This is a genomic window from Rhizobium aethiopicum, from assembly GCF_900094625.1.
Classification (GTDB): Bacteria; Pseudomonadota; Alphaproteobacteria; order Rhizobiales; family Rhizobiaceae; genus Rhizobium; species Rhizobium aethiopicum.
Map to the genome: position 1 here is coordinate 187387 of NZ_FMAJ01000004.1, position 12976 is coordinate 200362.

Sequence of the window (12976 nt, forward strand, 5' to 3'; positions counted from 1 at the left end):
TCTTAAGTGCAGCAAATTGAGGCAACTTCTAAAACTTCTTTGACGCGGCGACCTTGGCGCCAACGGATTGCTCCCCGTCGCCCTCGACGTCGAAGAGCAGACTTGTGTCGAGCATCCAGAAGTTCGCGGTCTGCATCGTCAGCCCAGCGGTAAGAGAAGCGAAGGCACCTGACCCGTCCAGTCCGGAGAAGCCGCCGGTAAGGCCGAGCTTCGGAGTGAGCTTCGCGCCGCTCTCCAGCAGGAAGGACCGGGCGATTTCGGCACCCAGGCTGACCCGGAACTGGTCGTCGTTGAAGCCGTCGATGATGATGGCATCGCCGGATCTATTCTTGACGGTATAATCGTCGACCTTTTCCGAGAAGTAGATCGCCCGCAGTTTTGGCGCGATCGTGGTTTCATCGTCGAGATTCCACTGTCCTTCGATTGACGTATCGGCCATCCACCGCGTCGTCTCGAAATCACCGTCCCAGAACTCCGTGTCAATGGTGTTGCCGGAACCGCCGTAGCGCAGGCTACCGTTCCAGAATACGCCCCTGCCGATCTCCAGCGAGGCATAGGGTCCCGCAAGCCAGCCATTGCCCGTCAGCTCGGCATCCTGATCGGTCGGATCGGTCATGCGGTCATAGTGGAAGGACAGCCCGATCAACGCCTTGTCAGAGAGAAGATAATCCGCTCCCATATTGATCATGGCAAAGCTGCCCCACTCACCGGCGCCGTCGTCCCTATTCCTGTCGTTATGGGCCAGGAAGGCGCCGTCGATCCAGACGTTGAAGGGTGCCGAGGCCGCATCCGCATCACCACCGGCTGCGCGAATCTGCGACAGGCTGGTGGCGAAGCCGAACGTCATCCCTTCTTCGGAAGGCATCATGCGCGCGGTGATCGGATCGGTCGCCTCCTGCATCCGCCGGCGCTGCAGGAGTCCCGGAACCTTGATCGTGTTGGCGATCATGTTCTGTCGGGATTCCACGAAGTCATGTACGAGCTTGTCGATATCGTCGGCCACCTTGCCGGCGTCATAGCTGACATTATAGGTGACCGTGGCTGTATTGGAGGTTCCGAGCGCGCTGACGAGCCTGTAGCCGACGCGGACCTGGCCGGAATAGGCTGGGTTCAACGTAAGGTGCAGATACCAGCCGGCCGGGGTCGCCGGGCCGGCCTGGGCCAGCTGACCCCGGATGATCGTCGCGGTGGCCGCATTGGCGGGCTCTACGAATGCGAGGGCCGCAGCGGTGAACGGACCGCCGGTTGCGCCGCGATTGAGGTAGACGTCGGGAGGCGTCGAACCGGCCGGCACGTCGACGACCATGTCCTGGACAGTGACGGAGCGGGTCTTCACCTTCAGCGTATAGGAGGCTATTCCAGTTGCGCCGTTGCCGTCGCGGACCTCGATCGTGAAGCTGTAATCGCCTTCCGTGCCAATCGCCAGCGGGCCGGTTAGCTGCCCGGTCGAGATGTTCAGAACCAGCCCGCTCGGCAAACTGCCGGATGCCAGACTGTAGATCTTCGTGCCGACCCCGCCGGTCGCCGAGATTTGCTGACTATAGGCTTCGCCCGCCATGGCCTCGGGCAGCGCACCATCGGCCGGCGAGAAGACAAAACTCGTGGGCACCGGAATTGTGATCGTATAGGCGGCCGACGTGGCGGCGCTGTTGGCATCGGTGGCCGTGATGGAGAAACCATAATTGCCTGGCGTCGTCGGCGTGCCGGTGATCGCCCCCGTCGACGGATTGAGCGTCAGCCCGGCCGGCAGCGAGCCGGTAACGCCGTAGCTGTAAGGGCTGGCACCACCCGAAGCAGTAACTGTCTGGCTGTAGGCGATGCCGACTGCACCATTCGGCAGGGCGCCGCTCGGCGGCGAGAATGCCAACGTCGGCGGACTGACTGTGATGGTGACCGTTGCCGGCGCCGAGGTACCCGAGCCATTGGTTGCGGTATAGGTGAAGCTGTCGGATCCGCTGTAGCCTGACGTCGGCGTATAGGTGATGGACGTTCCCGATGCGATCGCCGTCCCATTGGCGGCTCCGGTTGCGATCGCAACCGAGCTCGCCGCTCCGCCCGTGATATTGAGCGTGATGGGATTGTTCGACGAGTTGGCGGCGACGGTTGCCGTAACGCCACCCGCGACCGGAGGCTGGATGTTGGTTGTCAGGGTATAGGCCCTGGAGCCGGTAAAGGGTCCCGTGCCGCTCGAACTGTCCGTCGCGGTGATCGTGATGTTGAATGTGCCCGATATCGTCGGAGTGCCGGAGAGAACACCACTCGATGACAGGGTCAGGCCGGACGGAAGCGTGCCTGCCGTCACCGCATAGCTGTAGGGGCTTGTTCCGCCCGAGGCGGTGATGGTCTGGCTATAGGCGGTTCCGGTGGTCGCGGCCGGCAAAGAGGAAGGGTTGATCGCGATCGTCGGTGCAGCAACGGTTATGCTGTAGGGCCTCGAACTGGTGAACGGTCCAACCCCCGTCGAGCTGTCGGTCACGCTGATAGTGAAGTTGAATGTACCTCCCGCCGTCGGTGTACCGGCGAGCGCGCCCGTCGCGGCCGACAGGCTCAAACCGGGCGGAAGAGCGCCGGCGGTGATCGCATAGGAGTAGGGGGCCGTGCCGCCGGAGGCCGTGACGATCTGGCCATAGGCCGCCCCGGTTGCGCCGGATGGCAATGTCGCTGGGCTGAGCGAGATCGTCGGCGGGCTGACGGTTATCGTTACCGTTGCCGGTGCGGAAGTACCGCCGGCATTGGTCGCGGTATAGGTGAAACTGTCCGGGCCGGCATAGCTTGCCGTCGGCGTATAGGTGATCGACGTGCCGCTTGCCGAGGCTGTGCCGTGAGCCGCCTGCGTGCCGACAGCCACAGATGTGGCCGCTCCCCCCGACAGATTCAACGTAATCGGATTCGAACTGCTTCCATGGCTGACTGTTGCGCTGGCCGGCCCGGCAACCGGTGGCGCCACACTTGCCGCAATCGCAATATTGATCGTGAAAGGATTGGCGCTGGCATCGACCAGGATGAAGTTGTCGCTGGTGGCTCCGTCGCCATTGTTTGTATACGTAAACGTCCCCGCGGCGGCATTGTAGTTCGTTATCGAGCCATGCTGCGGAGAGGTTGCACTTGGGTCGTTGAGGGGATTGAGGCCAACGGGATCGCACTGAGTGCCGATGTTGACATCAATCGACCCGCCGGAGGCCATCGGACTTGTCGATGGCGTCGTGTTCGCATCAGGGAAGTTGAAGACGGTACAAGCACCATAAGCCACACCCGGGCTTGCCAGCGATAAACCAGAACAGAAAAGAGTAACGAGCAGCGCTAGCTTCAACAGCAGCTTGCAAGCGAGCGTGCCGGCAGCAATTGATCTTCTATCTGTTTTAAAGGCCTGCTTCGCCTTCCGCATCCTGTAGCGCGGCCGGGTTCTGATCAGGTCGTTTTGTGAGATGCCGCTCACGTTTCCAGGCGCGGATTCTCTTCCGGAAAGTCCGATGTCCAGCTGTTCGTCACTTGTCATTTGCCCAACCCGAAGACCGAGCGCACTCCACTGCAAACAGCAGGAGGCTGCGCTTGCGCTTGCCCGCCTGCATTGTAGCTGACGCCGACCCACGCATTTACAGTAGTAGTGGAAGCATCTTGAAAGGCAATTTTCTGCCGCCGTAAATCACGCGATTTCGGTTGATCAGAAATGATTTTCAATTTCTTGTTGTAGATTGGCAACATCGCGGATTGCGTCTGTTCCAGAGAGGATCCGAGCCCTCCGCAAGGGCGGTGAAGCTCGCGGCACCGTCCAGAGCGGCGCCGGTCAAAAGACACAGTTGATTTGAGCAGGATGCCTGGTGAGGTCGCGTTCCCCAGCCCTGCCTGAACCCGGCGTCACACGGCCTATGTGAAAAAGCTAAGCCGGCATCGCCCGTGCAGGCGCCATAAGCGAAAGTGCGTCTACAGCTGTCCCGACCGATAGCAGTCGACGAGGTTCCGGCAGGCACGGATCGTCAGCGCCATGACGGTGAGCGTCGTGCCGGCGATGCCGCTGCCCGGGAAGGCGCTGGCGTCGGTGACGATGAGGTTCGGCGCATCCCAGAGCTGGTTGTAGGGATTGAGCACCGAAGCCTCCGGGGTTTCGCCCATGCGCGCACCGCCCGTCTCATGGATCGCTGCGCCCATGCACATGGTCTTGCGGAACCATGTGCGGAACATGAAACGGCTGAAGGCGTCGGCGTCGGGAAAGGCGCCCTTGCCCATCTCCTTGAGGCCGGTGGGCGAGCCGATGAATTCAAGATCGCCGCCGACCTCTTTAACCATGGCGATCAGCGTTTCCTCCTGCCGGCGAAGCAGCGCCTGCTCCTCTTCCTGCATGACACAGCGAATATGCGGCACCGGAATGTTCCAGGCATCCCTGCGCCTGGCATCGAGTGTGATGCGGTTCTCGGCATAGGGCAGCATGCGGCCGAAGCCGAAGAAGGCCAGACGCGCATCAGCCTCCCCAGCGACCGGCGCCCGGCCGACGCTGCCCTGATAGTCGAAATCGCCACGGGCGGCGTCGCCCTCGCCGAAGCGGGGAATGAAGATGCCACCCGACGGGTTGTAGAACGGGTCCGTGGGAGCGGATTCGTCAGGCGCCCAACCCTTCGCCTTGGAAAAGGAACCGAAGGCGAGGCAAGGAAGCTGATCCATGAAATAGCGCCCGAGCGCCCCCGAGCTGTTTCCGAGCCCCCCGGGATGTCTTGCCGATGACGAATTGAGCAGCAGCCGCACGCTCTCGATCGGCGAGGCGGAGAGCACCACCGTCGCGGCGCGCGCTGTCGAAACCTTCCCCGTGTTGCGATCGATGAATTCCGCACCGGTGGCGCGGCCTGTTTTTTCATCGGTGGTGATGCGGCGAACGACGGCGTCATAACGGATCGTCAGCCGCCCGCTCGCCTTTGCGTCCCGCAGCGGTCGCGGCATGCGTTCGGCGTCCGGCGCGATATAGCGCCAGGAGACGACGTGCCGGTCCGGCCAGCGGCTTTCTACAGCCTGCTTGAAGATCTGCTCGGCGGGCGTCAGGCTTGCCGGTTTCTCATATAGGCCGTCCGGCAAGGTTGGCACATCGTCCTTGTTGCCGTAGAGCCCGAGATAAGACTCCACTTCGTCATAAAAGGGCGCAAGCTCGTCATAGGAGACCGGCCAGTCTACGCCCTTTCCGGTGCGCGATCGGATCTTGAAATCATCGTCGGTCCAGCGCAGCAGCACGCGGCCGAAACTGTGCAGACGTCCGCCGCCCTGGCGGCCGCGGATCCAGAGAAAGGGCTCGCCCTTCGGCGTCGTATAGGGGTTCTTGCGATCGTTGACGAAGAAATGGCTGAAGCGTTCGGTAAAGAAGGCCGCCCGCGCCTGGATCGGCTGGCCTTTCAGGGTGGCGCGTGCACGCTCCCAAATATTGATGCTGCTTGCAGGCGCCTTCTTGCGCGCCGGGTCGAAATCTCTGGGGCCTACGGCCGGCCCGGCCTCGAGCAGCAGCACCGAGAGGCCCTGGGCCGTCAGCTCTTTGACCGCGAAGGAACCCGCCGCGCCGGAGCCGATCACCAGCGCATCATAAACGATCTCAGCCATATCTTTTCAGATCCTGTCCTGGAGCAATTCGTCAAAGCGGCGAGAAGTGCGCCCCAAATTGCAGAAAACAACGAAATGGCGCTTCACAGCCGCGAGCCGTCAGCGCCAAAGAGCGAGGCCTTGGCGATGTCGAGCCCGACAAGCAGGGCGTTGCCGGGCTCAAGGGCGACGTCACCCATGAGCCGAAGCGACAGACTCCTCTCCTCCCAGTCGAACCAGATGACAGCGTCCGAACCCATCGGCTCGACGACGGAGACCCTGCCGGGAATGGTGGGCAGACCGCCTGCGGTCCCATTGAGCACGAGATGCTCAGGCCGAAAGCCGAGCGTGGCAGGCCCTTCGACCGCGCCCGCCCGGAAAGCGTAGCCGGAGAGATCGATGGTCAGGCCTTTGCTCCGGAAGACCGGCGAGGCGCCGTCGCGCTCGATGCGCCCCTCGATGAAGTTCATCGCCGGAGCGCCGATGAAGCCGGCGACGAAAAGGTTGGCTGGACGGCGGTAGATCTCCGCCGGCGAGGCGAGCTGCTGGATCACGCCATCCCGCATGATGGCGATGCGGTCGGCAAGCGTGAGGGCCTCGACCTGATCATGAGTCACATAGATCATTGTGTTGCCGAGACGCTGATGCAGCTTTTTGATCTCGACGCGCAATTCGTTGCGCAACTTGGCATCGAGGTTCGACAGCGGCTCGTCGAAGAGGAAGACGTCGACTTCGCGGACAAGCGCCCGGCCGATGGCGACACGCTGACGCTGGCCGCCCGACAGTTCGGCGGGGCGCCTGTCGAGCAGCTTTTCAAGATGGAGAAGGGCAGCGGTGCGGGCAACACGCGCCTCGATCTCGGTCTTCGGCAGGCCGGCGACGCGAAGGCCGAAGGAAAGGTTCTTGCGCACCGACATGCGCGGATAGAGCGCGTAGGACTGGAAGACCATGCCGATGCCGCGGCCCTTCGGCTCCTCCCAGCTGACATTCCTGCCCGAAATCCAGACCTCGCCCGAGGTAATGTCCTGGAGTCCGGCAATGGCGCTCAAAAGCGTCGACTTGCCGCAGCCGGATGGACCGAGCAGCACCAGAAATTCCCGCGGCGCGACGTCGATCGACATCTCTTCGATGACGGTGTGGTCGCCATAGGCGATCTTCAAATCCTTGACGGAAACGGCGGATTGCATGAAAGCGTTACCCCTTGACTGCGCCGGCTGCGATGCCGCGCACGAACCAGCGACCGGATAGGAAATAGATGGCGAGCGGCACGATGGCGGTCAGGATCGTCGCCGCCATGTTCACATTGTAGGTGCGCTCACCCATCGTGGTGTTGACGATGTTATTGAGCTGGACGGTCATCGGCAGGTTGTCTCGCCCGGCAAAGACGAGGCCAAGCAGGAAGTCGTTCCAGATGCCGGTGAACTGCAGCATCGAGACCACGACCACCATCGGCACGGCGATCGGCAGCATGATTTCGAAGAAGATGCGCCAGAATCCGGCGCCATCGACGCGCGCCGCCTTGCAGAGCTCCTCCGGCACGCTGACGAAATAATTGCGGAAGAGCAGCGTCACCAGCGGCAGTCCGAAGATGACATGGACGAGAATGATGCCGGCGAGTGAATTGTAGAGACCGATATTCGCCATCGCCCGGACCATCGGATAGAGGAAGATCTGGTAGGGGATGAGGCCGCCGGCCATCAGCAGGCCGAAGAGCGCATTTGCCCCGCGCGGCCGCCAGAGCGACAGCGCATAGCCGTTGACGGCGCCGATGAAGACCGAGATCGCGACCGCGGGAACGGTAATCGCCACCGAATTCCAGAAGCCGCTGCGAATGCCGACACAGACGGTTCCCATGCAGGCGCCCGACCAGGCGGTCACCCACGCGGAGAAATCGAGCGTGGCGGGCAGGGCGAAGATCTGTCCGAGCCGGATCTCGTCCATGCTCTTCAGCGAGGTGACGACCATCGTAAAGAGCGGCAGAAGGAAGAAAAGCGCGGCAACGACAAGAAAGGAGTAGAGACCGATGCGCCCTGCCGTGAGGCGCGCCGGCTTCGGCCCATTGGGGTGAGGCTGGTTCATCACACCGCTCCCTTTGCCCGATTGCGCATGTGCATCACATAGCGAAAGGGCGCGACTGCGATGATGACGGTGAGGACGAGCACCGTCGCGCCTGCTGTAGCGAGGCCGAGATTCTGGCGCCCGAACAGATTGTCCATGATGAATTTCGCCGGCACTTCGGTGGCATTGCCGGGGCCGCCATTGGTCATGGCGACGACGATGTCGTAGGTCTTGATCACGCCCATGGCGAGCAGCATGCCGGCGGCGGCGAGCGCGGGCCCGAGCTGGGGCAGGATGATTGAGACATAGATGCGCCAGACGGGAATGCCGTCAATGCGCGCCGCCTTCCATTGCTCGGCCTCGATGCCGCGTATACCGGCGAGCGCAATGACCATGACGAGCCCCGCGCCCTGCCACACGCCGGCAAGCACCAGCGCATAGATCGCCATGTCCCGATTGACCACCCAGTCGAGGACGAAGCTTTCCCAGCCGAGCGAACGCATACTCGCCTGGATTCCAAGCGTTGGATTGAGCATCCATTGCCAGATGAGTCCGGTCACCACGAAGGACATGGCGTAGGGATAGAGGAAGATCGTCCTGAAGGCGTTTTCGAAACGGATCTTGCGGTCGAGGGCGGCGGCCAGCAGGAAGCCGAGCGCCAGGCAGCCCGCGACATAGAGAACGCCGAAGATCAGCAGGTTCTGCAGCGAGGCGAGCCATTTGGCGGAGGCGAAGAGCTTCGAATACTGCGCCAAGCCGACATAGGTCGAGGACGGAAAGAGGGTTGAATTGGTAAAGGACAGGCGGATCGACCAGGCCATGGTGCCGATGAAGACCGCGACCGCGGCGAGCCATGTCGGCAGGAGGGCGATGGTGGCGGAAAGATTGCGCTTGCGTTTGAGGGACATCGGCCAGCTCGTCGACAGATGGAAAGCGGAGATGGCGCCGCCCCGCAGGGCGGCGGCCGCGGCGTCGGAATCGACCGACGCCGCAGACATATCCTACTCGAAGATGGCGAAGAAGTTCTCGGCAGCGGAGCCCGCGTCGTCCGAGCCGCCGCTCCAGTATTCGTCGACGAAATCGTCGAGCGCGCCGACCTGCTGCGGCGTGAGCACGATCGCCTGATCCGGTACGATCGCGCCGGCGGCCATCAGCTCCGCACCCTTCTGGGCGCAGACATCAAGCTTCGACTTGTCGACATCTGCGCGCATCGGGACCGAGCCCTTCTTGAGGGCGAATTCGACCTGGACGGTCGGGTCCATGACGACCTCGGCAAGAAGTTTCTGCGCCTTGTCGGTCAGGGCGTTGCCGGTCTTGGGGAACCAGAGCGCGTCGGCGATATAGACCATGCCCTTGGACTCGGGAGCGATCATGCAGCCATAGTCCTTGCCCGGCTCCTTGCCGGCGACGGTGAATTCACCCTTGGCCCAGTCGCCCATGAACTGCACGCCTGCTTTGGCGGTGATCAGCATGGCGGTCGCATCATTCCAGTTGCGGCCGGCCGCACCCGCATCGACATAGCCGCGCAGCTTGCCGAGGATTTCAAGCGACTTCTTGACGCCGGCGACAGACGCTTCGCTCTTGTCCTTGTCGACATAGATCTTCAGAAAGCCATCGATCCCGACTTGCGAGAGCAGGATCATATTGAAGACCTTGGTTTGCTGCCAGGGCTGACCACCCCAGGCGACCGGAACGAGGCCGGCGGCCTTCAGCTTGTCGAGATCGGCGAAAAATTCGTCCCAGCTCTTCGGTTCCTGCGCAATACCGGCCTTGTCGAAGGCTTCCTTGGAATAGAAGACCCAGCTTTCGCCATGGGCGCCGGTCGGCGCGAGATAGATCTTGCCGTCATAGGAGATGAGGTCATGGATCGATTTCGGCAGGGCGTCGGCCCATTTGCCGGCGGCGGCCACGTCGTCGATCGAATTGAACAGGCCCTGGCTGACGAAATCGGCGGCGGCAAGGCCGATGACGCCCTGCTTGGCGCCGGGCGCATCACCGCCAACGATACGGTTCTGAAAAGCCGCATCGGCCGCGCCGAAACCGGCGATCGAGGAATCCTTCCAGACGCCGCCTCGCTTTTCGAATTCCGTCTTGATGACGTTGAGGGCCGCGGCTTCGCCGCCCGACGTCCAGGACGACATGATCTCGATCGTCGGCTTGTCCTCGGCATACGCCGCGGCGAAGAGACCGGCGAAAGCCACGCCGGCAAGAAAAAGCTTCATCATGGTCTTCATTGTTCCACCTCTTGAAAATGCCCTCTTGGCGGGGCGTTTGTCGTCTTCGGAATGATATCAGCGGTAGATCGGCAGGAGTGCCTGCCGGACGAGCGTGAGCCCGTTGGCAATGTCGCGGACGGGGTCGGGCGCGGCATCGAGTTCGAGAATCGCCCAGCCTTCATAGGCCCGGTCGCGCAGCAGCCGGATCCAGGCCGGCCAGTCGACCCGTCCGAGACCGAAGCCGCAGAAATAGGGCTGATGGCGTTCGTGGATGTGCTTGTCGATCGGGGTATCGGCAGGCATCGGACCGATCGCATCCTTCCAGTGAGCGATGATCATCCGCTCATGATGGCGGTCGACGAGCTGGACGGGATCGGAGCCGGCAACGATGATATGGGCCGTGTCGGGGCACATATGCACATAGGCCGGATCGGTCAGCAGCATCATCAGGTCGACGTCGCGCGCGCTGGCAAAGACCGAATGCGCCTCGGTGTGCAGCGCAAGCCGCACGCCCTTGGCATAAAGGGTCGCGCCGAGCCGGTTGAGGAAGTCCGCGATCGCCTTGGCACGGTCGAAGTCATGGAACTGCACTGGTTGGGCGCCGAGCGTCTGGCGCAGGGGGGCGCCGATCACCATGATGTCGCTGCCGCAGGCTTTCAGGAAATCGGCATATCGTTCCGCCTTGTCGATCAGCGCGCGCTGGGCTTCGGGGTTGGTAAAGTCTCCCGCTGCCTCGAGCTCTGCGAAAAAGCCGCTGCAAAGTGTCAGCCCGCGCCTCGCCAGTTCGGCAGCAAAGCCATCGATCGAACCATAGGTCTTGATCGCGTCCTGCCAGTTGAAGGGAGAGAAGGTCAACTCGACGCCGGCAACGCCGGAAGCCTGGACGCTGTCGAGGATCTTGTCCCAGAAGGCGCGAGGCTGAGCCCGCGAGTGGTCGACGATTGCGTCGTGGCTGTCGACGCCCCAGAAGCCGGGATGAAAGAATGTCACGAGATCGACGCCGAAGCGTAGTCTATCGCCAGTGGCCATAACCTATCCATTGTCAAGCCACGACCCATCTCCCTGCGAAACAGCGGCTCCGCATTAAATAAGTCATGCATTTTCAAAGCATTAAGATATGGCAATCGTTTGCCATGCTGAGATGATAGCCAAGCTGGTTTTTTAAGCAAGCGATTTTTGGCAAACGTTTGCTATAAACCGTCACCTGCCTTAGAACTACAATTCGAGGCATCCGGGAGATCGAATTAAAGGTGAATAAAAACAAGGATGTAGCGGGAGAGGAGCCATCGGGCGCGTTGATGGCCGACGTAGCGCGACTTGCCGGTGTCGCGATATCAACGGTCAGCCGGGCGCTTGCCAATCCCGGACGGGTCAACGAGAAGACCCGCGCCAAGATCAATGCAGCCGCCAGGCAACTCGGCTACACGCCGAACGCAATGGCGCGCGGCCTCAGGGTCGGGAAATCCAATACCATCATGATCATTTTGCCGGGTTCGCCTTATTATGGCGCCTCGCAGATCATCCCGCAGGTCCTGCAAAGCATCAATAAATCCCTGATCCAGAGGGGGTATAACTTGATGATTGCCAATCTCGATCGCGAGGAAGCTTCCGAACGGCACATACTTGATCTTGCCTTCAGCGGCACGGTTCGGGGAGCCATTATCTTCTCCTCGAAACTTCCGGAGATCGACGGACGTTCGCCTGCGGGGGCAGGCCTGCCGATCGTCTCGATGTTGTTCGACATGAGTGATGCCGGTTTGCCGAGCGTCGTCACCAACGACCGCGAGGCGATCCGTGACGCGACGATGGAATTGATCCGTTCGGGTCATCGGCGCTTCCTCTATATAGCCGGCCCCGAGGGAAACTACCACGACGTCGAGCGCTACGCCGGGGTCCTTGAGGCTCTACGCACAGGGGGACTTTCCGAGGAAGCCGTGTCGAGATCTGGCGGCGACCTCGAATACCAGCATGGCTTCGAGATCGGCATTCGCGCAGCCGATGATTTCATGAAGCTCGCCGTCAGGCCGACGGCTGTCATCGCAACGAGCGATGACATGGCAATCTCGTTCATGAGCGTTATTCAACGCGCAGGCCTTGTTATTCCAGAGCATGTGTCCGTCGTTTCCTTCGACGGCTCCCCGGTCTGCGAATTCTGTTCGCCGCCGCTCTCGACGATCAAACAGCCCGTGGAAGAGATGGGACGCACGGCCGTGGAACTTCTGCTCGGCGCCATCGGCCAGACGCAGGATGCGGCAACGATGCGCACCGTCATCCGCAGCCAGCTTATCCTGCGGGAGAGCATTGCCCCTGCGAGGGATTGACGGTGCCGGAACCAACCACTGCACAGAAGCACATGACCGTAAGAATAAGCGCTGCGCGATGGTAAATTCATCGACAAATACCCGCAGGGAAACCTAAGTTAGCGCCAGGTATTACCTGTAGCTAAGGAAAGCACTATGGCATCGCCAACCTCGCTCAAGCTCGATGACGAGCTGAAGGGCCGCGTCCAACAACTGGCCAAGGCTCGCCGCCGTTCGTCCCACTGGATCATGCGTGAAGCGATTGCGCAATATGTCGAGCGCGAGGAAAAGCGCGAGAAGCTGCGGCAGGAGACGCTTGGTGCCTGGAATGAATTTGAAGCGACGGGACTGCACGTCACCGGCGCCGAGGTCGAAAAATGGCTTTCGACTTGGGGAACTGACGACGAATTGCCCGCACCCGAATGCCACAAGTGATCTTCTCGCCGGCCGCAATCCGCGACCTCGAACGGCTCCGGGAATTCTTGCGGCCCAAAAACCCATCAGTCGCCAAGCGGGCAGGCGAAACTATCCTGAAAGGTGTGGGCCTCGCCTCCTCAGCGCACATTCCCATATGGGAGGTCTCATCGAAGACTTGCCAGAGCAATACCGGGAATGGCTCATCGATTTCGGCGATAGCGGATACGTCGCTCGTTATCGTATGGATAGCGACACTTTGACGATCCTCGCCGTGCGACACCAAAAGGAAGCAGGGTTCTGATCAGGATTTCGAGGGGTCCCACGCCTGTCGGTTGAGGAATTCGCAAGCGTTCGGCGGCAGCTCCCACAGGGCCGATAGCGCTCCATCAAAACTTCGTCTGACCCCATCAGCCAGCGCGTCGTGGTACGAAA

General features: G+C 61.6%; 10 protein-coding genes. 2 read left to right on the top strand and 8 right to left on the bottom strand.

Annotation, left to right across the window (positions count from 1 at the left end):
• Positions 1-28: 28 nt before the first annotated feature.
• The 8 genes from GA0061105_RS10695 to GA0061105_RS10725 all read right to left on the bottom strand — a co-directional run bounded on the left by GA0061105_RS10695 (position 29) and on the right by GA0061105_RS10725 (position 10856).
• Complete coding sequence (locus GA0061105_RS10695; RefSeq protein WP_208601639.1) at positions 29-3184, bottom strand: putative Ig domain-containing protein; 3156 nt, start codon at positions 3182-3184, stop codon at positions 29-31.
• A gap of 308 nt (positions 3185-3492) precedes the next feature.
• Positions 3493-3702 (bottom strand): hypothetical protein, encoded by a 210-nt coding sequence (locus GA0061105_RS32370; protein WP_141130194.1) that lies wholly within the window; start codon positions 3700-3702, stop codon positions 3493-3495.
• A gap of 219 nt (positions 3703-3921) precedes the next feature.
• Complete coding sequence (locus GA0061105_RS10700; RefSeq protein ID WP_092750034.1) at positions 3922-5574, bottom strand: GMC oxidoreductase; 1653 nt, start codon at positions 5572-5574, stop codon at positions 3922-3924.
• An 83-nt stretch (positions 5575-5657) separates the two neighbouring features.
• On the bottom strand, positions 5658-6740 hold the full coding sequence (locus tag GA0061105_RS10705) for an ABC transporter ATP-binding protein (RefSeq protein WP_092750036.1): 1083 nt from the start codon (positions 6738-6740) through the stop codon (positions 5658-5660).
• Between the two features lie 7 nt (positions 6741-6747).
• A complete protein-coding gene (locus GA0061105_RS10710; protein ID WP_092750038.1) occupies positions 6748-7632 on the bottom strand; it encodes a carbohydrate ABC transporter permease in 885 nt (294 codons plus the stop codon).
• Entirely contained in the window at positions 7632-8519 is an 888-nt protein-coding gene (locus tag GA0061105_RS10715) for a carbohydrate ABC transporter permease (RefSeq protein ID WP_092750337.1), read from the bottom strand. The genes GA0061105_RS10710 and GA0061105_RS10715 overlap by 1 nt, the downstream gene beginning before the upstream one ends.
• Positions 8520-8612: 93 nt before the next feature.
• Entirely contained in the window at positions 8613-9845 is a 1233-nt protein-coding gene (locus GA0061105_RS10720) for an ABC transporter substrate-binding protein (RefSeq protein ID WP_092750040.1), read from the bottom strand.
• 57 nt (positions 9846-9902) lie between these two features.
• On the bottom strand, positions 9903-10856 hold the full coding sequence (locus GA0061105_RS10725) for a sugar phosphate isomerase/epimerase family protein (RefSeq protein WP_092750042.1): 954 nt from the start codon (positions 10854-10856) through the stop codon (positions 9903-9905).
• Positions 10857-11077: 221 nt separating this feature from the next.
• On the opposite strand from GA0061105_RS10725, the gene GA0061105_RS10730 reads away from it, so the two are divergent.
• Both GA0061105_RS10730 and GA0061105_RS10735 read left to right on the top strand, forming a co-directional pair.
• Entirely contained in the window at positions 11078-12148 is a 1071-nt protein-coding gene (locus tag GA0061105_RS10730; RefSeq protein ID WP_092750044.1) for a LacI family DNA-binding transcriptional regulator, read from the top strand.
• 135 nt (positions 12149-12283) lie between these two features.
• Positions 12284-12562: a CopG family ribbon-helix-helix protein gene (locus GA0061105_RS10735; RefSeq protein ID WP_092750046.1), complete on the top strand. Its 279-nt coding sequence runs from the start codon at positions 12284-12286 to the stop codon at positions 12560-12562.
• Positions 12563-12976 lie beyond the last annotated feature (414 nt).

What these genes read in the sequence shown, in the direction of transcription:
- GA0061105_RS10705 (WP_092750036.1), bottom strand. Translation starts at nt 6,740, where the DNA reads ATGCAATCCGCCGTTTCCGTCAAGGATTTGAAGATCGCCTATGGCGAC.
- GA0061105_RS10735 (WP_092750046.1), top strand. Translation starts at nt 12,284, where the DNA reads ATGGCATCGCCAACCTCGCTCAAGCTCGATGACGAGCTGAAGGGCCGC.
- GA0061105_RS10710 (WP_092750038.1), bottom strand. Translation starts at nt 7,632, where the DNA reads ATGAACCAGCCTCACCCCAATGGGCCGAAGCCGGCGCGCCTCACGGCA.
- GA0061105_RS10720 (WP_092750040.1), bottom strand. Translation starts at nt 9,845, where the DNA reads ATGAAGACCATGATGAAGCTTTTTCTTGCCGGCGTGGCTTTCGCCGGT.
- GA0061105_RS10695 (WP_208601639.1), bottom strand. Translation starts at nt 3,184, where the DNA reads ATGGCCTCCGGCGGGTCGATTGATGTCAACATCGGCACTCAGTGCGAT.
- GA0061105_RS32370 (WP_141130194.1), bottom strand. Translation starts at nt 3,702, where the DNA reads ATGTTGCCAATCTACAACAAGAAATTGAAAATCATTTCTGATCAACCG.
- GA0061105_RS10700 (WP_092750034.1), bottom strand. Translation starts at nt 5,574, where the DNA reads ATGGCTGAGATCGTTTATGATGCGCTGGTGATCGGCTCCGGCGCGGCG.
- GA0061105_RS10715 (WP_092750337.1), bottom strand. Translation starts at nt 8,519, where the DNA reads ATGTCCCTCAAACGCAAGCGCAATCTTTCCGCCACCATCGCCCTCCTG.
- GA0061105_RS10725 (WP_092750042.1), bottom strand. Translation starts at nt 10,856, where the DNA reads ATGGCCACTGGCGATAGACTACGCTTCGGCGTCGATCTCGTGACATTC.